This is a genomic window from Nocardia sp. NBC_01329, assembly GCF_035956715.1.
In the GTDB taxonomy this organism is placed as follows: domain Bacteria; phylum Actinomycetota; class Actinomycetes; order Mycobacteriales; family Mycobacteriaceae; genus Nocardia.
The window spans coordinates 6,361,934-6,386,404 of sequence record NZ_CP108381.1; the positions used below are offsets into that span (position 1 = coordinate 6,361,934).

Sequence of the window (24,471 nt, forward strand, 5' to 3'; positions counted from 1 at the left end):
TTGTACCAGCTGGACAACGGCGGGAACGGTGCGGATAGTGGCTCGGAGGCCACCGACGGGAAACTGTTCCCCCTGTCGCCCGCGCAGCTGGGCATCTGGTATGTACAGCATCTGGACCCCCGGGTACCGGTCAATATCGCGCAGTACGTCGACCTGCGCGGTAACTTCGATCTGGAAGTCCTGCGGGAAGCCAGTATCGCGGCGGCCCGGGAATTCGGATCGGGCTTTGTACGTATCGTCGAGCGCGATGGCGAACCGATGCAGTACATCGACTACAGCATTCCCGACACCGACAAGATCCACTATGTAGATCTGCGCGACAGCGAGAACCCGGAGGCCGCCGCCCACGAGTGGATGCGTGCCGAGTACAGCCGCCCCCTCGATATGACCCGGGACCGGTTGTTCCGACTGGCCGGCCTGCAGCTGGCCGACGATCATTGGTTCTGGTACCTGCGGGCCCACCACATCGTGCTCGATGGTTTCGGCGCGATGACGAACATGACCCGGCTCGCCGAGTTGTACACCGCGATGGTTCAGGGCATCGAACCGTCCCCGGTGAAGACGACCGACCTGCACACGCTCTATGAGCAGGAGATCGCCTACCGCGGCAGCACGCGCTTCGAATCGGACAAACAGTATTGGGCCGAGCGTGTTGCCGGGCTGGAGGAGGGCAGTAGCCTGGCGGGCCGTTCGGCCCCTCCCGCCGCGCGCAAGTCGGAATCGCGCGCGGTGCTGAGCGCGGAGACCCGGCGTCTGCTGGACGCGTGCGCGCAAGACCAGGGCTCCACCCCGGCCCAGGAGTTGCTCGCAGCCTTCGCCGTCTACCTGGCCCGGTGGAACAGTGCGGACGAGGTGATTCTGAGCCTGCCCGTCACCGCCCGCACTACGGCGATCATGCGCCGTTCCGGTGGTGTGTCGTCGACCATAGTGCCGCTACGGCTGCGGGTCGGCGCCGGTGTCACCGTCGCCGAACTGCGTAAACAAGTTCAGCTCGAGGTTTCGGGTGCGCTGCGGCATCAGCGTTATCGGCATGAGGACATCCGGCGGGATACGGCTGGCGACGGGGCGGTCACCACGTCGTTCTTCGGACCCTGGGTGAATATCATGTTGTTCCAGGACGAGGTCCGCCTGGGCGAGATGATCGGCAATGTCCAGGTGCTGACGACCGGCAACGTCGAAGATCTGGCGGTCAACCTGTACCAATCGCTCGGCGGTACCGAGCTCCATATCGATTTCGAGGCGAACCAGAACCTCTACACCGAAGCCGAGACCCACGCGCACCACTCGCGGTTCCTGGAGTTTTTCGATCGGTTCCTCGCCGCCGACGCCGATGAACTCGTGAACCGGCTGGATATCACGACGCCTGCCGAGTTCGACAAGGTGACCCGGGCGTGGACCGATACCTACCATGAGGTGCCGGCCACTACCTTGCCGGCATTGCTGGATGCGCAACAGCTGCGTACCCCGGAGCGCACCGCCGTCGAATTCGACGGGACAGCTCTGTCCTACGAGGACTTCGGTGCCCGGGTGAACCGGCTGGCACGGAAACTGATCGCCGACGGGGTGGGCCCGGAGTCACGAGTCGCCGTCGGTATGCGCCGCTCACTCGATCTGGTCGTGGCCATGCACGCGATCCTGTGTGCGGGCGGCGCCTATGTGCCGATCGACCCGGATCATCCGACAGAGCGCACCGCCTACGTCCTGGAGAGCTCCGTACCGGTCTGTGTGCTGACTGTCAGCACGGACGGCGCGGAGTTCCCCGATTCGGTGCGCGTCGTCGAGGTGGACCTCCTCGATACTTCCGGCTATTCCGACATGCCGATCACCGATGAGGATCGCAGCGGCCCGTTGCGGCCGGACAACACCGCGTACGTCCTCTATACCTCGGGTACCACCGGCCGTCCGAAGGGCGTCGCGGTATCCCACCGCGCGGTCGTCAACCAGCAACTGTGGATGCGTGCGGAGTTCGGTATCGGCGTCGACGACGTCTACCTGCAGAAATCTGCGGCCACGTTCGACCTCTCGGTGTGGGGTTACTTCCTGCCGCTGATATCCGGCAGCACACTGGTTCTGGCGACCCCCGACGGTCATCGCGATCCGCGGTACATCGCGGAGACGATCGCCGCTCGCGGGGTCACCGTCACCGACTTCGTCCCGTCCGTGCTGGCGGCGTTCACCGCGCACGCCGGTGCCGAGCAACTCGAATCGCTGCGCCTGCTGCTGGTGATCGGTGAGGCGCTGCCGGGAGAAACCGTCGCTGCCGTTGCGGCGATTTCGCGGGCGAGCCTGTACAACCTGTACGGCCCCACCGAGACCACGGTATCTGTCACCTACTGGGAAGCGACGGGCGCCGAGACCGGTTCGGTGCCGATCGGTGTCCCGGAATGGAATGTCGGGGTCCGTGTGCTGGATTCCCGCCTGCGTCCGGTTCCCGTCGGTGCGCAGGGTGAGTTGTACCTGTCGGGCCCACAGCTGGCCCGGAGCTACTACGGCCGACCGGATCTGAGTGCCGACCGCTTCGTCGCTGACCCGTTCGGCGTGCCGGGCGAGCGGATGTATCGCACCGGCGATCTGGTGCGGTGGCGTGCCGAGGGAACGCTCGATTACCTCGGGCGTACCGATTTCCAGGTGAAGTTCCGCGGTCAGCGCATCGAACTCGGCGATATCGAAAGCCATATGCTCGCGCATCCGGAGGTCGGCCGGGCGGTGGTGCTCGTGGTCGATACGGCTGCCGGTCAGCATCTGGTCGGGTATGTGGTCGCGGCGCCGGGACATACGGTCGACGTAGACGAGTTGACGCGTTTCCTCGGTGCCAGGTTGCCCACCTATATGGTGCCGTCGGCGCTCATGGTGCTCGACGATTTGCCGCTGAACGCCTCCGGGAAGCTGGATCGCAAAGCGTTGCCGGAGCCGGTGTTCCGGCAGCGGGAGTTCCGCGCGCCGTCGACTCCGGTCGAGGAGATCGTTGCCGCGACATTCGCCGAGGTCGTGGGTCTCGAGCGAGTGGGGGCAGATGACGACTTCTTCGAGTTGGGCGGTAATTCGCTGATCGCGACGCAGGTCGCGGCCCGGCTCGGTGCGGCGCTGGATACCCAGGTGCCGGTGCGGATGCTGTTCGAATCCTCGACCGTGGCCGCACTGGCCCGCCGGCTACAGGAAGAGGCCGGGTCCGGCCGGCGTCAGCCGTTGCTGCCGCGGCCGCGGCCGACCAGGATCACCGCATCCGGCGAGGTCGTCGAGGCGGTGCCGTTGTCCCCGGCGCAGCAGCGCATGTGGTTCATCAACCAGTTCGACCCGACGATTCCGGCCTACAACGTGCCCTTCGTGATCCGGATGAAGGGCCGGGTCGACCTGGCGGCGCTGCACGCCGCCGTGCGTGATGTCATGGCGCGTCAACAGTCGCTGCGGACCGTTCACCCCGAATCGGAGGACGGCGGCTACCAGTTGGTGCTGCCGATGGACGAGATCCGGACAGATGTCGCGGTCGAGCCGATCGACTCGGCGCACCTGTCCACCGCACTCACCGAATTCGCGGCCGTCGGCTTCGACGTCACCCAGGAGATACCGTTCCGTTGGCGGGTCTACGAGGTGATGGGCAGCCGTACCAACGGCATGGCGGAGTACGCCGTCGCGTTCGTGCTGCACCATATCGCCGCCGACGGATGGTCGATGGGGCCGCTGTCCCGCGATGTCGCTGCCGCTTATCTGGCGCGCGCCGCGGGCTCGGAGCCACAACTGTCGCCGCTGCCGGTGCAGTACCAGGACTACAGCATCTGGCAGCGCGAGATGCTCGGTTCGGAGTCGGACCCGGATTCCGTTGCCGCGCGTCAGATCGCCTACCACCGTGAACAGCTCGCGGGTTTGCCCGACCAACTCGAACTTCCCACCGACCGGCCGCGGCCGGCGGCGCAGAGTTTCCGCGGCAGCCGGGTGGCGGCCGATATCGACGCCGAGATGCACAATCGCCTCGATGCCTTGGCGCGGCAACAGGGAGCCACCCTGTTCATGCTGTTGCACGCGTCGCTGGCAGTGCTGCTGTCACGGCTCTCGGGAAACACCGACATCGGGGTCGGCACACCGGTCGGCGGACGTGGTGAGGCCGCGCTCGATGACCTGATCGGTATGTTCGTCAATACCCTGGTGCTGCGCTCGGAGATCGAGGACGAGCAGACATTTACCGAACTGCTCGCCGAAACCCGCAAACGGGACCTGGCAGCGTTCGCGAACGCGGATGTGCCGTTCGAGCGGATCGCCGAGATCGTCCACCCGGTGCGTTCGCAGGCCGCGCATCCGCTGGCGCAGGTGGTGTTGTCGTTCCAGGAGATCTCACACGCGACCCTGGAGGTTCCGGGGCTCTCGATCAGCGCGGAGGAGATCGAGCTCGATATCGCCAAGTTCGACCTCCTCTGGACGATCACCGAGAAGCGCGGCAGCCGGGGCGAACCGACGGGGATGGGGCTTGTCCTCTCCTATGCCACCGATCTGTTCGACGAGTCCACCGTGCGATCGTTCGTCACTCGCTGGCAGTGGTTGCTCTCCGCGATCGTCGACGACCCGGAGTTCCGCGTAGGAGCCATCGGACTGCTCGATGCCGCCGAGCGCGCCGAACTCACCTCCTGCAGCGGTGGACCGGCCGAACAGCCGGATACCCTGGCGGGCCTGCTCGCCGCCGCGGCGGTCACCAACCCCGAGGGCACGGCGGTTTTCGCCGATGACAGGTCCTACACCTATGCCGAGCTCGACGCGGCGTCGAACCAGCTGGCGCGGGTCCTGATCGAACGGGGAGCCGGACCGGAGGTCTCGGTCGCGCTCGCGATGAGCCGTTCGTGGCGTTATCAGCTGACGCTGTGGGCGATCGCCAAGTCCGGAGCGGTGCTGGTCCCGATCGATCCGACCTATCCGCCCGACCGCATCGTGTACATGGTCACCGATTCCGGCGCTGCCTTCGGGCTCACCGAGGACGCCGAGCTGGCGGAACTGCCGGTGCTGTCCGGCGGCTGGATCAGCGTGGACGATCCGGAGTTCAGCGCCGAGATCATGGTGAGTTCGGCGGACGCGATCACCGACGCGGAGCGGCGCGCGCCGCTGCGCACGTCGAATACGGCGTACATGATCTATACCTCCGGTTCGACCGGTTTGCCCAAGGGCGTCGCGGTCACGCATGCGGGTTTGCGGAACTTCAGTGTCGAACAGGTCCAGCGGTACGGCCTGGATACTTCCACCCGCGCCTTGGCTTTCGCGTCTCCGTCGTTCGATGCCTCGATGCTGGAGTTGTTGCTGGCTGTCGGGTCCGCTGGAACGTTGGTGGTGGTGCCGCCGATGATGTACGGCGGTGCGGAATTGGCCGATCTGATCGAGACGGCAGGGGTGACCCATGCCTTCATCACCCCGTCGGTGCTGGCATCGCTCGACCCGCACGCGTTGTCGGGTATGCGGGCGATCGTTGCCGGTGGTGAGGCCGTCCCGCCCGATCTGACCGCGCGCTGGTCCGCTATGCCCGGGCGTGAGTTCTACAACGGATACGGTCCGACCGAGACCACGATCATGTCCAATATCAGCGCGCCGCTTGTTCCCGGGGGACCGGTCACCATCGGTGGTCCGGTACGCGGGATGCGGTCACTAATATTGGACGGCCGGTTGAATCCGGTACCGGAGGGCGTCACCGGCGAACTGTACATCGGCGGAATCCAACTGGCCCGCGGCTATCATTCCCGGTCCGCATTGACTGCCGGCCGGTTTGTCGCCGATCCCTTCGGCGAGCAGGGCGATCGCCTCTACCGAACCGGCGATGTCGTGCGCTGGCGCCGGGACGGCTCCGGTGCGCTGACCGTGGAATACGTGGGCCGCAACGACTTCCAGGTCAAGGTTCGCGGTTTCCGCATCGAGCTGGGCGAGATCGACACCGCGCTGACCTCCTACGGCGCTGTCGACTTCGCGGTGACGATCGGCCACGAGAACGTCTCCGGTGCGATGTCGCTGGTGTCGTATGTCGTCGCCGTGCCGGGGGACTCGATCGATGTGCCCGCGCTGACGGCACATGTCCAGGACCGGCTGCCCGCCTATATGGTGCCGTCCTCGATCATGGAGCTGGACGAGATCCCGCTGACCCCGTCCGGGAAACTGGATCGGAAGGCGCTTCCGGCACCGCAATTCCAGACGCAGGCGTTCCGGGCGCCCGTCACACCCATCGAAGAGATCGTGGCGGCGGTCTTCGCTGAGGTACTCGACGTCGAGCGGGTCGGTATCGACGACGACTTCTTCGAACTCGGCGGTAATTCACTGGTCGCGACGCAGGTCGCGGCGCGACTCGGTGCCGCGCTGGATACCCGGGTGCCGGTGCGCCTGCTGTTCGAGGCGTCCAGCGTGATGGCGCTGGCGGCGCGGGTCGAATCCCATGTCGGTGAGGGAGCGCGCCAGGCATTGGTCGCCCGGAGCCGGCAGGAGGATATCCCGCTGTCGCTGGCTCAGCAGCGGATGTGGTTCCTCAACCGCTACGACACCGGATCAGCGGTCAACAACATCCCGATCGCCATCCGGATGTCCGGTGAACTCGATGTGGCCGCACTCCAGGTGGCGGTTATCGATGTGATCGACCGGCACGAATCCCTGCGAACTGTGTTCCCGGAGACCGGGCACGCGCCCATCCAGGTGATCCTGGACGCGGCGCAGGTGGTTCCGGATCTGACCCCGTTCCGGATCCGCCAGGACAAGCTGATCGATTATCTGATCGATCTGGCGTCGATGGCCTTCGATGTCACCAGCGAAGTGCCCCTGCACGCCCGGCTCTTCGAGATCAGCGATACCGAGTACGTGCTCGGTATGGTGGTGCACCATATCTCCGCTGACGGCTGGTCGATCGGCCCGCTGGCGCGGGATGTCATGGCTGCCTACGCGGCACGCATCAGCTGGGAATCACCGGCCTGGGTGCAGCTTCCGGTGCAATACGCGGACTACGCGCTCTGGCAGCGGGAGGTACTGGGATCGGAGGACGATCCGGAATCGCTGATCTCGGGTCAGGTCCGGTACTGGAAGCAGAAACTGGCCGGGCTCCCGGATGAACTGGCACTGCCCGCGGATCGACCGCGCCCCGCGGTGTCGTCCTATCTGGGCGGCGTCCATTCGTTCGTGATCAGTGCGGAGGTGCGGCGCGGGATCATAGAACTCGGCCGCCGGCACAATGCCTCACCGTTCATGGTGGTGCACAGTGCGCTGGCCGCACTACTGGCCAGGCTGACCGGTGAATCCGATATCTCCGTCGGTACTCCGGTTGCCGGGCGTGGCGAAGCCGCGCTGGAGAACCTGGTCGGCATGTTCGTCAACACGCTGGTCTTGCGCACTCAGGTCCAGGGCAGTATGAGTTTCACCGAACTGCTGGCAGAGGCCCGCAACACGGATCTGCAGGCGTTCGCGCACGCCGATGTGCCATTCGAGCGTCTTGTCGAGGTACTGAACCCCACCCGCTCCCAGGCTCGGCACCCGTTCTTCCAAGTGGCGTTGTCGTTCGAGAACCTGCCGGATCGGCATTTCGAACTGCCGGAATTGCGAGTGGCCCCGGTCGAGTACGAAATCGGGCTCGAGAAATTCGACCTGTCGTTCAATTTCCGAGGAATGGGCGAGGATACGGAATCCGGGATGCTGGGCGAACTGTCGTTCTCCCGGGACCTGTTCGATCCCGCGACTGCCGCATCGTTCGCCGACCGGTTCGTGCGGTTGCTGGAAGCGGCGGTGACGGACCCGGCTTCGGCGGTGGGTGATTTCGAGGTTCTCGCTCCGGTTGAGCGGGTGCGTGTGTTGTCGGAGTGGAACGCGACCGGGCATGTGGTGCCGGAGGGGTTGTTGCTGGACGGTTTCACTCGGATGGTGGCGGAGTTCCCGGATCGGGTGGCGGTGTCGTTCGAGGGGGCGAGTCTGTCGTATGCGGAGTTCTCGGGTCGGGTGAATCGGTTGGCGCGGTATCTGGTCGCGCAGGGTGTGGGTCCGGAGTCGTTGGTCGGGTTGTTGGTGTCGCGGTCGCTGGATTTGGTGGTCGGGATGTATGCGGTGGTGGCTGCTGGTGGTGGGTATGTGCCGTTGGATCCGGCGCATCCGGTGGAGCGGATCGGTTACATCCTGGATACGGCGGGTCCGGTGTGTGTGCTGACCACGACCGGTGATGTGGGTGCGGTTCCCGAGGGGACGAGTGTGCCCGTGTTGGAACTGGATGTCTTGGATGTCAGTGGTTATGACGCGTCGCCGGTGGTTGATGTGGATCGGCTGGGTCGGGTGCGGTCGAGCAATACGGCGTATGTGATTTTCACGTCGGGTTCGACGGGTCGTCCTAAGGGTGTTGCTGTGTCGCATTCGGCGATCGGTAATCAGGTGGCGTGGATGTTGTCTCAGTATGGGTTGGGTGCTGGGGATGTGTATTTGCAGAAGACGGCGACGACGTTCGATGTGTCGTTGTGGGGTTATTTCTTGCCGTTGGCTGTGGGTGCGCGTTTGGTGGTGGCGACGGCGGATGGTCATCGTGATCCTGGGTATTTGGCGGGGGTGATTGCTGAGCAGCGGGTGACGGTGACTGATTTCGTGCCGTCGATGTTGACGGTGTTCGCGGCGAATGTTGTGGCGGGTTCGGTTCCGTCTTTGAGGCATGTGTTCGTGATCGGTGAGGCGTTGCCGTTGGAGACGGTGTCGGCGATGCGTGCGGTTTCTGGTGCTGTGGTGCATAACCTTTATGGTCCGACCGAGGCTGCGGTGTCGGTGACGTATTGGGAGGCGTCGGGTGAGGAGGTCGGGAGTGTGCCGATCGGTGTGCCGCAGTGGAATTCTCGGGTGTATGTGTTGGATTCTCGGTTGCGTCCGGTGCCCGAGGGTGTGACGGGTGAGTTGTATTTGGCGGGTGGTCAGTTGGCGCGTGGGTATGTGACGCGTCCGGATTTGAGTGCGGATCGTTTTGTGGCGAGTCCGTTCGATGCGGGTTCGCGGATGTATCGCACGGGTGATCTGGTGCGGTGGACGCGGGTGGCTGCCGGGACCGAAGGGGTTGCTGGTGATTCGGCGGGGTCGCGGCCGGTGTTGGAGTATTTGGGTCGTACTGATTTCCAGGTGAAGTTCCGTGGTCAGCGGATCGAGTTGGGTGAGATCGAGTCGGCGTTTTTGGCGCAGCCGTTGGTGAGTCAGGCTGTGGTGGCGGTTGTGGGTTCGCAGTTGGGTGAGCAGCTGGTTGCCTACGTTGTTCCGGTGCCGGGGCAGCGGATCGTGCCGGCCGAGCTGCTGGAGTCGGTGCGTGGGGTGCTGCCGGTTTATATGGTTCCGGCGGCTGTGGTGGAGCTGGATGCGTTTCCGTTGAATACTTCGGGGAAGTTGGATCGGAAGGCGTTGCCGGAGCCGGTGTTCCAGGCGCGGGAGTTCCGGGCGGCGTCGACTCCGATCGAGGAGATCGTGGCGGGGGTGTTCGCTGATGTTCTGGGTGTGGGTCGGGTTGGTGTGGATGATGATTTCTTCGCTTTGGGTGGTAATTCGCTGATCGCGACTCAGGTCGCTGCTCGGTTGGGTGCGGCGTTGGATACCCAGGTTCCGGTGCGGGTGTTGTTCGAGGCTTCGACCGTGGCGGGGTTGGCGGTGCGGGTTCAGGAGCAGGCCGGTTCGGGTGGGCGTAAGGCGTTGGTGGCGCAGCCGCGTCCGGAGCAGGTGCTGTTGTCGGGTGAGGTCGTCGAGGCTGCGCCGTTGTCGCTGGCGCAGCAGCGGATGTGGTTCCTCAACCGGTTCGACGGTGCCACCGCGGCATACAACATTCCGCTGGCGATCCGGCTGACCGGCGACCTCGATGTGGACGCCTTGCGCGCCGCCGTCGCCGATCTGGTGAGCCGGCACGAGGTGCTGCGGACCGTGTATCCGGAGACGGAGTCGGGTCCGGTGCAGCTGGTGTTGCCGGTCGGCGACGCGGTGCCGCGACTGGAGGTGCGGCCGGTGGCCGCACCGGACGTCGTGGCTGCGGTGACGGAGTTCGCCGGGACCGTTTTCGATGTGACCGCCGAAGTGCCGATGCGGGTGGCGCTGTTCCGATTGAACGAGGCAGGCGACGCCGGCGCAACGTCCGATGATATCGATGCGACAGACAGCGTGCCGAGCGTTTTCGTGCTGGCGTTGGTGGTGCACCATATCGCCGGTGACGGTTTCTCGACGGGGCCGGTGACGCGTGATCTGATGACCGCGTACGCGGCTCGGACAGCGGGTGAGGCTCCCGGGTGGGCGCCGTTGCCGGTGCAGTACGCCGACTACGCGCTGTGGCAGCGGGAACTGCTGGGCGACGAGAGCGATCCCGGGTCGCTGGCGGCCGAGCAGCTGGGCTACTGGCAGTCGAGGCTGGCCGGTATCCCCGGTCAGCTGGATCTACCGGTGGATCGGCCCCGTCCCGCCGTGCAGTCCTACCGCGGCGCGCGCGTCGATGTGCGAATCGACGCTGAGGTCCATGCCGGGTTGCTGCGGGTCGCGCGGGAGCAGGGCGCGACGTTGTTCATGGTGGTGCACGCGGCGTTCGCGCTGTTGTTGTCGCGGTTGTCGGGTAGTGACGACATCACGATCGGTACGCCGGTGGCGGGTCGTGGTGAGTCGGCCCTGGACGAGCTGATCGGTATGTTCGTGAACACGCTGGTGTTCCGGACCGAGCTGGATCGTGGCGCGTCGTTCACCGATTTGCTGGCTCACCAGCGGCAGGTGGATATCGAGGCGTTCGCGCATGCGGATGTGCCGTTCGAGCGCCTGGTAGAGGTGCTGAACCCGGCGCGTTCACAGGCGCGGAATCCGTTGTTCCAGGTGGGGTTGACGTTCCAGAACCTGGCGCAGTGGAGCCTGGATCTGCCTGGACTCACGGTGTCCGGTGTCGAGGTCGATACCGAGGTATATCAGTTCGATCTGAACTTGATCCTCAGCGATTCGTACAACACTGCGGGCGAGCCCGACGGGGTGACCGGGTTCCTCACCTATGCCACCGATCTGTTCGATCAGGACACGGTGCGCGGATTCGTGAACCGGTTCGTGCGGTTGCTGTCGGCCGTGGTCTCCGATCCTGCTCTCGAACTGGGTGCGGTCGAGATCCTGGACGAGGCCGAGCGCACCGAGATCCTGTCCCGTTCGGGTGGGCCGGCGATGCCTGCTCGGACGCTGCCGGAGTTGCTGTCGGATGCGGTGGCCGTGGATCCGACAGCACCGGCGGTGGTGTTCGAGGGCGAACGGTTCTCCTACGGGGAGTTCGACGAGCGGTCGAACCGCCTGGCCCGGGTGCTGATCGCCGCCGGCCTGGGTACCGAGGAGCTGGTGGCGGTAGCCGTACCGCGGTCGGCGGATTCGGTGCTGGCCGAATGGGCGGTATCCAAGTCGGGTGCGGCGTTCCTGCCGATCGATCCGACCTATCCAGCCGACCGGATCGCGCATATGCTCACCGATTCCGGTGCGCCGATGGGTATCACGGTCGCGGCGGTACGGGGTGATCTGCCGGATTCGGTGGATTGGATCGTGCTCGACGAGCTGGTTCTGGACGGATATTCCGGCGACTCCATTACCGATGCCGACCGTGTGCGGCCGTTGACCGCGGCCAACACCGCCTATGTCATCTACACCTCCGGTTCTACCGGTGTGCCCAAGGGCGTGGTGGTCAGCCATGCCGGTTTGGCGAATTTCAGTGCCGAGCAGGTCGAGCGGTACCGATTGACGCCGGATTCGCGGACTTTGGCGTTCGCGTCCCCGAGTTTCGATGCCTCGATCCTGGAGTTGTTGCTCGCTGTGGGGTCGGCGGGTGCGCTGGTGGTGGTGCCGACCGGTACCTACGGTGGCGCCGAACTGGGCGGACTCATCGCGCGCGAGCGGGTGACCGTGGGACTGATCACGCCGTCGGTACTGGCGTCGCTGGATCCGGCGGATCTGGCCGGTATGCAGGTCATCATCGCCGGTGGCGAAGCTGTTTCGGCGGACCTGGTGGCACGCTGGTCCACGGTCACCGAGGCCGGTGCCGACCGTCGCTTCCACAATGCCTACGGCCCGACCGAAGCGACCATCGCCACCAATATCAGCGCGGTCCTGTTGCCGGGTGATCCGGTGACCATCGGCGGTCCGGTGCGAGGTATGCGGACGCTGGTTCTCGACGATCGGCTCCAGCCGGTGCCCGAGGGAGTCGCCGGTGAACTGTACGTCGGCGGAATCCAGCTGGCCCGCGGCTACCATGCCCGCCCGGGACTGTCCGCGCAGCGATTCGTGGCCGATCCGTACACCCCGGGCTCGCGGTTGTATCGCACCGGTGATGTGGTGCGCTGGCGGCGTGACAGTGCCGGTGACCCGGCGCTGGAGTATGTGGGTCGTAACGACTTCCAGGTCAAGATCCGTGGCTATCGCATCGAACTGGGCGAGATCGACGCCGCTCTGACCGCGCACGGTGATGTGGACTTCGCGGTGACGGTCGGTCATGAGGGCGCCGCGGGTGCGGTGTCGCTGGTGTCCTATATCGTTGCGGTGCCGGGCTTCCCGGCCGATGTCGCGCAGGTGCGTGAGTTCCTCGGTGAGCGGTTGCCGTCGTATATGGTGCCGGCATCGATTGTGGTGATCGACGAGATCCCACTGACTCCGGGCGGCAAGTTGGATCGCCGGGCGTTGCCCGAACCGGTCTTCGAAACCCGCGCGTTCCGCGCGCCGTCCACCCCGATCGAGGAGATCGTGGCGGGCGCCTTCGCCGAGGTTCTCGATATCCAGCGCGTCGGTATGGACGACGACTTCTTCGATCTGGGTGGTAACTCGCTGATCGCCACCCAGGTGGCGGCCCGTCTCGGCCGGGCGTTGAACACCCATGTGCCGGTGCGGATGCTGTTCGAGGCGTCCACTGTGGCATCGCTGGCCGCGCGGGTGGAGCAGCAGGCCGGATCCGGTGGGCGTCAGCCCTTGGTAGCGGTGTCGCGCCCGACTCGGATTCCGCTGTCGCTGGCGCAACAGCGGATGTGGTTCCTCAATCGGTTCGATCAGCGGTCGGCTGTCTACAACATTCCGTGGGCCAGTCGGTTGGCCGGAGACCTGGACGTGGACGCGCTGCGTGCCGCTATCGGTGATCTGGTGGGTCGGCATGAGGTGCTGCGGACCCTCTACCCGGAAACCGAGTCCGGGCCCGTGCAGGTGGTGTTGCCGGCGGCCGAGGCGGTTCCGGATCTGATCGTGCGGTCGATCGACAGCGCGAATATCGTTCCGGCGGTTTCGGAGCTGGTTTCCACCGGCTTCGATGTGACGGCCGAGGTGCCGTTGCGGATGGCGCTGTTCGAGATCGACGACTCGGCCGACGACGCGCGCGAGTTCGTATTGGTGGTGGTGGCGCACCATATCGCCGGTGACGGTTCGTCGGCGCTCCCGCTGATGCGAGACCTGATGACCGCCTACACGGCCCGCGCGGCCGGGATGGTGCCGGGTTGGACGCCGTTGGCGGTGCAGTACGCCGACTATGCGCTGTGGCAGCGGGAACTGCTCGGTGACGAGAACGATCCGGAATCGCTGGCTGCCCAGCAGATCGCCTACTGGAAGTCGGCGCTGGCCGGGGTCCCCGACCAACTGGATCTGCCTGTCGATCGTCCGCGCCCGCCGGCGCAATCGTTCGCGGGGCGCCGCGTCGAAATACATATCACCGCGGAACTCCATGGCGGATTGCTGCGCTTGGCGCAGCAGCAGGGCGCCACCATGTTCATGGTGGTGCATTCGGCATTCGCGGTACTGCTGTCGCGTCTGTCCGGGACCGATGACATCACCATCGGTACGCCGGTGGCGGGTCGTGGTGAACAGGCTCTGGACGATCTGATCGGTATGTTCGTGAACACGCTGGTGTTCCGGACCGAGCTCGATCGTGGGGAATCCTTCGCCGCGTTGCTGGCCCGTCAGCGTCAGGTGGATATCCAGGCGTTCGCGCATGCGGATGTGCCGTTCGAGCGTCTGGTGGAGGTGTTGAACCCGGCGCGTTCGACCGCGCGGCATCCGCTGTTCCAGGTCGGATTCACCTTCCAGAACCTGGCCCAGTCCAGCCTCGAGTTGCCGGGCCTGACCGTGTCGGGTGTGGAGGTCGACGCCGAGGTCTCGCAGTTCGATCTGAACCTGATCGTGGGCGACAGCTATGACTCCTCCGGTGCACCGCAGGGGGTCGGGGGTTATCTGACCTACGCCACTGACTTGTTCGATCAGGGCACGGTGCAGGGTTTCGCGGATCGTTTCGTGCGGTTGCTGGCGGCGATTGTTGCCGAGCCGTCGACGGCGGTGGGTGATCTGGAGATTCTCGCTCCGGTTGAGCGGGTGCGGGTGTTGTCGGAGTGGAACGCGACCGGGCAGGTGGTGCCGGAGGGGTTGTTGCTGGACGGTTTCACTCGGATGGTGGTGGAGTTCCCGGATCGGGTGGCGGTGTCGTTCGAGGGGACGAGTCTGTCGTATGCGGAGTTCTCGGGTCGGGTGAATCGGTTGGCGCGGTATCTGGTCGCGCAGGGTGTGGGTCCGGAGTCGTTGGTCGGGTTGTTGGTGTCGCGGTCGCTGGATTTGGTGGTCGGGATGTATGCGGTGGTGGCTGCTGGTGGTGGGTATGTGCCGTTGGATCCGGCGCATCCGGTGGAGCGGATCGGTTACATCCTGGATACGGCGGGTCCGGTGTGTGTGCTGACCACGACCGGTGATGTGGGTGCGGTTCCCGAGGGGACGAGTGTGCCCGTGTTGGAACTGGATGTCTTGGATGTCAGTGGTTATGACGCGTCGCCGGTGGTTGATGTTGATCGGCTGGGTCGGGTGCGGTCGAGCAATACGGCGTATGTGATTTTCACGTCGGGTTCGACGGGTCGTCCTAAGGGTGTTGCTGTGTCGCATTCGGCGATCGGTAATCAGGTGGCGTGGATGTTGTCTCAGTATGGGTTGGGTGCTGGGGATGTGTATTTGCAGAAGACGGCGACGACGTTCGATGTGTCGTTGTGGGGTTATTTCTTGCCGTTGGCTGTGGGTGCGCGTTTGGTGGTGGCGACGGCGGATGGTCATCGTGATCCTGGGTATTTGGCGGGGGTGATTGCTGAGCAGCGGGTGACGGTGACTGATTTCGTGCCGTCGATGTTGACGGTGTTCGCGGCGAATGTTGTGGCGGGTTCGGTTCCGTCTTTGAGGCATGTGTTCGTGATCGGTGAGGCGTTGCCGTTGGAGACGGTGTCGGCGATGCGTGCGGTTTCTGGTGCTGTGGTGCATAACCTTTATGGTCCGACCGAGGCTGCGGTGTCGGTGACGTATTGGGAGGCGTCGGGTGAGGAGGTCGGGAGTGTGCCGATCGGTGTGCCGCAGTGGAATTCTCGGGTGTATGTGTTGGATTCTCGGTTGCGTCCGGTGCCCGAGGGTGTGACGGGTGAGTTGTATTTGGCGGGTGGTCAGTTGGCGCGTGGGTATGTGACGCGTCCGGATTTGAGTGCGGATCGTTTTGTGGCGAGTCCGTTCGATGCGGGTTCGCGGATGTATCGCACGGGTGATCTGGTGCGGTGGACGCGGGTCGATGAGCGGCCGGTGTTGGAGTATTTGGGTCGTACTGATTTCCAGGTGAAGTTCCGTGGTCAGCGGATCGAGTTGGGTGAGATCGAGTCGGCGTTTTTGGCGCAGCCGTTGGTGAGTCAGGCTGTGGTGGCGGTTGTGGGTTCGCAGTTGGGTGAGCAGCTGGTCGCCTACGTCGTTCCGGCTCCGGGGCAGCAGATCGTTCAGGCCTCTGTGCTGGAGTCGGTGCGTGGGGTGCTGCCGGTTTATATGGTTCCGGCGGCTGTGGTGGAGCTGGACGCGTTCCCGTTGAATACTTCGGGGAAGTTGGATCGGAAGGCGTTGCCGGAGCCGGTGTTCCAGGCGCGGGAGTTCCGGGCGGCGTCGACGCCGATCGAGGAGATCGTGGCCGGCGTCTTCGCCGATGTTCTGGGTGTGCAGCGGGTCGGTGTGGATGATGATTTCTTCGCGTTGGGTGGTAATTCGCTGATCGCGACTCAGGTCGCTGCTCGGTTGGGTGCGGCGTTGGATACCCAGGTTCCGGTGCGGGTGTTGTTCGAGGCTTCGACCGTGGCGGGGTTGGCCGCGCAGGTTCAGGAACATGTGGGCGTAGGCGGTCGTGCGGCGCTGGTGGCGCAGCCGCGTCCGGAGCAGGTGCCGTTGTCGCTGGCTCAGCAGCGGATGTGGTTCCTCAACCGGTTCGACCACGCCTCGGCGGCGTACAACATTCCGTTCGCCATCCGGCTGACCGGCGATCTCGAGGTGGACGCGCTGCGCGCCGCCATCGCCGATGTCGTCGCCCGGCACGAGGTCTTGCGCACCGTTTACCCCGAAGTGGACGGGATCGGCCACCAGCAGGTACTGCCCGCCGACGAAGTGGTCTTCGACCTCACCCCCGAACCGGTCGCCGCGGCGGAATTGCCCACCCGGATTCTGGAATTGATCGGGGTGTTCTTCGACGTCACCGATACGCCGCCGTTCCGGACGACCCTGCTGCGGTTGGACGAGAACACCTATGTTTTCGTTCTCGTCGCGCATCACATCAGCGCTGACGGTTTCTCGCCGCGACCACTGCTGCGCGATCTCGTCGTCGCCTACAGCGAGCGCAGTCGCGGTGTGGCGCCCGGCTGGGCACCATTGCCGGTGCAGTACGCCGATTACACGCTCTGGCAGCGTGCGGTGCTCGGCTCGGAGGACGATCCGGAATCGGTCGCCGCCCAGCAGGTCGCCTACTGGGTCGACACGTTGCGGGATCTGCCCGATCAGCTGGAACTCCCGACCGATCGGCCGCGTCCGGAGATCGCCTCCTATTCTGGTGCCGTCCACGATTTCGCCGTGGACCCGGCGCTGCGGGCCGAACTCGAGAATCTGTCCCGCGCGCAGGGCACCACGCTGTTCATGCTGGTGCACGCCGCGCTGGCGGCCTGGTCGAGCAGGATGGCCGCCCGCAGCGATATCGCGATCGGCACTCCGATCGCAGGCCGTGGTGAGCAGGCGCTCGACGATCTGGTCGGGATGTTCGTGAACACCCTTGTCCTGCGCACCGAAGTGTCCCCGGCAATGCCGTTCACCGAACTGCTGGCGCAGGTACGGCGGACCGACCTGGCGGCCTTCAGCCATGCCGATATCCCGTTCGAGCGGCTGGTCGACATTCTGAATCCGCGCCGCTCGCAGGCACATCACCCGCTGTTCCAGGTGGCGCTGTCCTTCGAAGCGGCGTCGGCGGCCGATACCCGGGCCGTGGCGCTGCCGGGCCTGGAGCTCGAGGTCGTCGAATTCGATCCCGGACATGCGAAATTCGATCTGCAGCTGACGGTCGGCACGGACAGTGCCACCGACGGCAGCCTGCTCATGCAGTGGGCGTATGCCACCGACCTGTTCGATCCGGAGACGGTGGCCGGCTTCGCCGAGCGACTGGTTCGGATCCTGCGTGCGATCGCCCGGGATCCGGGTGTCGCGGTCGGCGATATCGATCTGCTCGGTGAATCCGAGCGCACCGATGTAGTGCGGCGCTGGACGGGTACCGGCGCCGACGCGGCCGCGGGTGTGTTCAGCGTCGACGGACAGGCGGTCGATCGGCCCGAGAGCGCCACCCTGGCAAGCCTGTTCGAGGTGGCGGCCCGCGAGCATCCACAGCGGACCGCGGTGAAGTTCGGCGACGATCGGCTCAGCTACGCCGAGTTGGATCGCCGGGCGAATGTGCTGGCCCGGCGGTTGATCGCCGAAGGCGCCGGGCCCGAGAGTCTGGTCGCGGTTCTGCTGCCGCGTTCGCTGGATCTGGTGGTCGCGTTGCTCGCGGTGATCAAATCGGGCGCCGGCTATGTACCGGTGGATCCGGATTCGCCGGCCGAACGCCTCGCGTATGTGCTCGGTGACGCCGATCCGGCGACCGTGGTGCTCGACTCCACTGTGCCGGTGCGACTTCCCGCCGGTATCTCGTGGGTCGCGGTGGACGGTTACGCGGTGGAAGCCGGCGATATCGAGGACGCCGACGACGGTCCGATCACCGACGCCGATCGGCTCGCGCCGCTGCGGCCGGACAACACCGCCTACGTTATCTACACCTCCGGTTCCACCGGCCGCCCCAAGGGCGTCGCGGTGCCTCATCGGAACGTGGTGCGGTTGTTCGCCAATACCGAACGCGAATTCGGTTTCGGCGCCGACGATGTGTGGACACTGTTCCACTCCTATGCCTTCGATTTCTCGGTGTGGGAGCTGTGGGGACCGCTGCTGTTCGGCGGCACCCTCGTGGTCGTCGACTACTACGTCTCGCGTTCGCCGCAGCAATTCCTGGAACTGCTGCGCGCCGAACGGGTCACGGTGTTGAACCAGACTCCGTCGGCGTTCTATCAGCTGGCCGAGGCCGATCGCATCGCGGCCGACGACCGTCCGCTGGCGCTGCGCTATGTGGTGTTCGGCGGTGAGGCACTGGAATTGCGCCGGCTCGCCGACTGGGTCGAACGGCACGGTGACGGTACGGCCGGACGTACCCAGGTGGTCGACGGCCGGGAAACCGCCTCGCCGCTGCTGGTGAACATGTACGGCATCACCGAGACCACGGTGCATGTGTCCTACCGCGCCCTCGACGCGGCCACGATCGCCGGTGCGGCCGGCAGCGTGGTGGGCCGCGCGCTGGCCGGCCTGAAAACCTATGTGCTGGACAATCGGTTGCGGCCGGTGCCCGTGGGTGTCGCGGGTGAACTGTACGTCTCCGGTGTGCAACTGTCGCGCGGTTACCGGGGCCGCCCGGATCTGACGGCGGCACGTTTCGTCGCCGACCCGCTGGGCGAACCCGGCGCCCGTCTGTACCGTTCCGGCGACCTCGCCCGCTGGAACCGCTCCGGCGAACTCGAGTATCTGGGCCGCGCCGACGACCAGGTCAAGGTGCGCGGATTCCGGATCGAGCTCGGTGAGATAGAAGCCGCGGTGCTCGCGCAGCCGGGTGTCGCGCAGGCCGCTGTGATCGTCCGTGAGGACAAGCCGGGCGATCACCGGATCGTCGGCTATGTGGTCCCGGAGACCGGAGCCGAAACCGATCCGGACGCCGTCCGTGAGGGCGCGGCACAGCGGCTGCCGTCCTATATGGTTCCGTCGGCGCTGGTGGTGCTGGACCGGATCCCGTTGACCATCAACGGAAAACTGGATCGGCGGGCGCTGCCGGCGCCTGTGCTCGAATCAGGGGGGGCGCGGGCTGCCTCGACACCGATCGAGGAGATCGTGGCCGGGGTGTTCGCCGAGCTGCTCGGCGCCGAACGGGTCGGCGCCGATGACGATTTCTTCGCGCTCGGTGGTAATTCGCTGATCGCGACCCAGGTCGCCGCCCGGATCGGCGCCGCGCTCGACACTCAGGTTCCGGTGCGGATGCTGTTCGAGGATTCCACCGTGGCCGCCCTGGCAGCCCGGGTGGAGCAGCAGGCCGGCGCCGGTGGGCGTCCGGTGCTCGCGCCCCGCCCCCGGCCGGAGCGTCCACCGCTGTCGCAGGCACAGCAGCGCCTATGGTTCCTCAACCGCTTCGAACCGGAATCGCCGGTCGACAACATCCCGGTGGTCCTCCGGCTGCGCGGCGCACTCGATGTGCCGGCGATGATCGAGGCGGTCGGCGATGTGATCGCTCGGCACGAATCGCTGCGCACCGTCTACCCGTCGTACGACGGTGTCGGCTACCAGCAGGTGTTGCCGCCGGCCGAGGTGGTTCCGGATGTGGAGACAGTCGAAGTCTCCGCGGGCGCCGGAACTGTGAACGAGCTCGGTGGGGAGCTGCTCGCGTCGATTCTCGAGTTCGTCTGCCTCGGGTTCGATCTCACGGTCGAGCCGCCCGTGCGGATGCGGGTCTATCGCCTGGCCGCCGACGACCATGTGCTGGTCGGAGTGGTGCACCATATCGCGGCCGACGGTTTCTCGATGCATCCGCTGAGCCGTGACCTGATGATCGCCTATGCGGCGCGGACCGCCGGTCAGGCTCCGGACTGGACGCCGATGCCGGTCCAGTACATCGACTATGCGATCTGGCAGCGCGAACTCCTCGGTTCCGAGGACGATCCGGCGTCGCTGGCCGCCCGCCAGCTCGACTTCTGGCGCGCGGAGCTCGACGGGCTACCCGACGAACTCCGATTGTCCACGCGCACTCGTCCCGCGGTGGCCAGTGAACAGTCGGCGACGCACCGGTTCGTCGTGCCCGGCGAACTGATCGATCCGCTCGACGAGCTGGCCAAAGCACAGGGCACTACCCTGTTCATGCTGTTGCACAGCAGTTTCGCCGCCTTGCTCGCCCGGCTCAGCGGAACCACCGATATCGCGGTCGGTATTCCGATCGCCGGACGCGGTGAACGCGTGCTCGACGATATGGTCGGCATGTTCGTCAACACCCTGGTGCTGCGCACTCAGGTCGATGTGGGCGTACCGTTCACCGAGCTGCTCGCGCAGGTGCGCGATCGCGACCTGCACGCGTTCGCGCATGCCGATGTGCCGTTCGAACGGCTGGTCGAGGTGCTGAACCCGGTGCGGTCGCAGTCGCGGCAGCCGCTGTTCCAGGTGATGCTGGCATTCCAGAATCTCGGTGATTCGAGCCTGGAACTGCCGGGTCTGACCATGACCGACCTGAACGTGGAAGCGCCGACCACGAAGTACGATTTGGTGCTCACGCTGAGCAACGCGCCTGCCGATGGATCGGGTATGGGCGCCGCGATCGTCTACGCCACAGATCTCTTCGATGAATCGTTCACGGCCGAATTCGGCCGGCGTTTCGTGCGGATCCTGCGTGCTGTGGTCGCTGAGCCGGAGGTCCCGGTCGGCGATATCGAGATCATGGATTCCGTCGAGCGATCGCTGGTACTGGATCGGTGGAATGCCACGGAGTTCCCCGTGGAGACGACACTCACCGAGACCCCGGGCAACACCATCATGACGCTGGTGTCGTTGTTCGAGGCGCAGGTCGCCCGGACCCCCGAGGCGGTGGCGCTCACGTTCGAGGGCACCAGTCTGTCCTACGGCGAGTTCGCGAGCCGGGTACACCGACTGGCGCGCCGGCTGCGCGATGCCGGAGTGGGCCCGGAGTCCCGTGTGGCGCTCGGAATGCGCCGATCCTTCGATCTTCTCACCGGTCTCTACGCGGTGGTGGCGGCGGGCGGCGCATATGTGCCCTTGGACCCGGACCAGCCTCTCGACCGCCTCGAGTACATCGTCGATGCTGCGCGGCCGGTCTGTGTACTCACCTCCGGGGAAGATCTCGACCCGGGGATCGAGCATCAGGTGCGCATCGACCACCTGGACCTTTCCGATTTCGCGGACACCCCGCTCACCGATGCCGATCGGAACCGGCCACTACGCCCGGACAACACCGCGTACGTGATCTTCACATCGGGATCGACCGGCCGGCCGAAGGGTGTCGCGGTATCGCATCGGGCAGTGGTCAATTACCTGGTGAACGCACATGCGCGGCACGGTGTCGGTGCCGACGATGTGCTGCTGCAGCGGACCCTGGCGACCTTCGACCCGTCCGTGGTGGAGTTCTTCCTGCCGCTGCAGGTGGGTGCTCGCCTGGTCATCGCACGTTCGGAAGGTCATCGTGACGCGGTCTATCTCACCCGGCTGATCGCCGACGAGGGCGTCACCATGGCGCAGTTCGTGCCGTCGATGCTGTCGGTGTTCCTCACCGAGTCCGAGCCCGGAGCCTGGGCCGGACTGCGCGATATCGTCGTCGGCGGGGAAATGCTGTCCGGTGATATCGCACAGCGGTTGCGGGAACGCACCGGCGCGCGCCTGCACAACAAGTACGGTCCGACCGAGACCACGATCGACGTCACCAATTACGAGGTGACCGATGTCGAGTCCGGCGCGGTGCCCATCGGTGTTCCCGGCTTCAATACGCAGACCTATGTGCTCGACGACCGGGTGCGGCCGGTTCCGGTGGGTGTTCCGGGTGAGCTCTACATCGGTGGTGCGCAATTGGCGCACGGCTATCTGGGCCGCCCCGATCTGACCACCACGCGTTTCGTCGCGAACCCGTTGCGCGCGGGGGAACGCATGTACCGCACCGGCGATGTGGTCCGGTGGTCTCCCGACGGGGAGCTGGAGTACCTGGGCCGCAGCGATTTCCAGGTGAAACTGCACGGTCTGCGGATCGAGCCCGGCGAGATAGAGCACGCGCTCACCGAACTGGCGAGCGTCGCCCAGGCGCTGGTCGTCATGCGCAGTCACGCGCGGACCGGTGACCATCTGGTGGCGTACGTGGTGCCGGCTACCGGCGACGAGATCGACACCGACGAGTTGCGCGCCGAGCTGCGTGGCCGGCTGCCGTCGTACATGGTGCCGTCGGCGTTCGTGGTGCTGGCGGCGTTCCCGCTGAACGCCTCGGGCAAGCTGGACCAGAAAGCATTGCCGGAGCCGGTGTTCGAGGCCCGGGTGTTCCGCGCGGCGTCCACGCCGATCGAGGAGATCGTGGCGAATACGTTCGCCGACGTCCTCGGGGTGGAGCAGGTCGGCGCGGACGACGATTTCTTCGAGCTCGGTGGTAATTCACTGGTCGCGACCCAGGTCGCGGCGCGGCTCAGCGCCGCGCTGGGTGCGAGTGTGCCGGTGCGCGCCCTGTTCGAGGCGCCGACGGTCGCGGCGCTGGCCGTGCGGGCCGAACAGGCTGGGGAGAGTGCACGCCCGGCGCTGGTAGCGGGTCCGCGGCCGGCGCGGGTGCCGCTGTCGTTCGCGCAGCAGCGTATGTGGTTCCTCAACCAGTACGACACCTCGTCGGTGGCCTACAACCTGCCGATGGCGATCCGGCTCTCCGGTGACCTCGATGTGGCGGCCCTGCGTGCGGCCGTGGCCGATGTGGTGTGGCGCCATGAGTCGCTGCGCACCCGTTTCCCGGAGGTCGACGGTGCCCCGGCGCAGGTGATCGTGCCCGCCGGGCAGGTAGAGCTGGATCTGGAGCCGGTCGCGGTCGCCGCGGCCGAGGTGGTGGCGGCGGTCACCGAGTTCGTGGCCACCGGTTTCGATGTGGCCGCCGCGGTGCCGCTGCGGATGCGGCTGTTCGAAGCCGCACCGGACGCGCATGTGCTGGTTGTGGTTGTGCACCATATCGCCGCGGACGGTTTCTCGATGGCGCCGCTGGCCCGGGATGTGATGACCGCGTACGCGGCGCGCGCTCAGCGGAGTGTGCCGAGCTGGGAACCGCTGGCGGTGCAGTACGCCGACTTCACGCTGTGGCAGCGGCAGGTGCTCGGTGCCGAGGACGATCCGGATTCGCCGATGGCGCGGCAGATCGCGTTCTGGCAGCGCACCCTCGCGGATCTGCCCGACGAGCTGGCGTTGCCGACCGACCGGCCGCGTCCCGCGGTGGCCTCGCTGCGCGGCGCGACGGTGCACAGTGAGCTGCCGGCCGAGCTGACCCGCACCCTGGACGAGCTGGCCCGCGGGCGCGGTGCCTCGATGTTCATGGTGCTGCACGCGGCGCTGGCCGCGCTGCTGGCACGGATGTCCGGTAGCGACGATATCGCCGTCGGTACGCCGATCGCGGGTCGTGGTGAGCAGGCGCTCGACGATCTGGTCGGCATGTTCGTCAACACCCTCGTACTGCGGACATCCGTCCGTTCGGGCGAAACCTTCACCGCACTACTGGATCGTGCCAAACAGGCCGACCTGGATGCGTTCGGCCACGCCGATGTGCCGTTCGAGCGACTGGTGGATCTGCTGGCGCCGGAGCGGTCGCAGGCGCGTAATCCGCTCTTCCAGGTCGCGCTGTCGCTGCAGAACGCCCAGCAGGCGGTGCTGGATCTGGCGGGTCTCGAAGTGTCCGGACTGGAGCTCGCGGAAGACGTCGCCCGATTCGATCTGCAGTTCACATTGGGCGAGAACGCCTCGGGCGGGATGGATCTGGCGCTGAACTACGCGACAGAACTGTTCGACGAAACCACCGCGAAGGTCCTCCTCACCCGGTGGCAGCGGTTGCTCGACGCGGTCGCCGCCGACCCGGACGTGGTGCTGGGTGCGGTCGAGATCCTGGACGAAAGTGAACGTGCGGCGGCGCTGACCCGCACCGGCGGCCCGGCGGTACCGGCCCGCACGTTGCCGGAGTTGCTGGCCGCGGCGGTGGCGGTGGATCCGTCGGCGCCGGCTCTGGTGTTCGCCGGTGAGCGGTGGACGTACGGGCAGGCAGACGAGCACTCGAACCGGTTGGCGCGGGAGCTGATCGCTGCCGGGCTGGGGGCCGAGGATCTGGTGGCGATCGCGGTGCCGCGGTCGGCGGATTCGGTGCTGGCCGAGTGGGCGGTGACGAAGTCGGGTGCGGCGTTCGTCCCGATCGACCCGACCTATCCGGCCGAGCGAATCGCCCATATGCTCGCCGATTCGGGTGTGCGGATGGGCGTGACGGTGTCGCGGGTGCGGGCGGATCTGCCCGGCACGGTGGACTGGCTGGTGCTCGACGAGCTGGTGCTCGACGAGCATTCGGCCGAACCGGTGACCGACGCGGACCGGGTGCGGCCGCTGACGCCG

The 24,471-nt window shown here is 66.1% G+C and carries 1 protein-coding gene (running past one end of the window); it reads left to right on the forward strand.

The window, feature by feature from the left end:
- Nucleotides 1-24,471 carry the 5' end (the start) of a non-ribosomal peptide synthase/polyketide synthase gene (locus OG405_RS29065; RefSeq protein WP_327149585.1) on the forward strand. 27,564 nt of this gene lie beyond the right edge of the window, so 24,471 of the gene's 52,035 nt are visible here — the first part of the coding sequence; its start codon is at nt 1-3; the stop codon falls past the right edge of the window.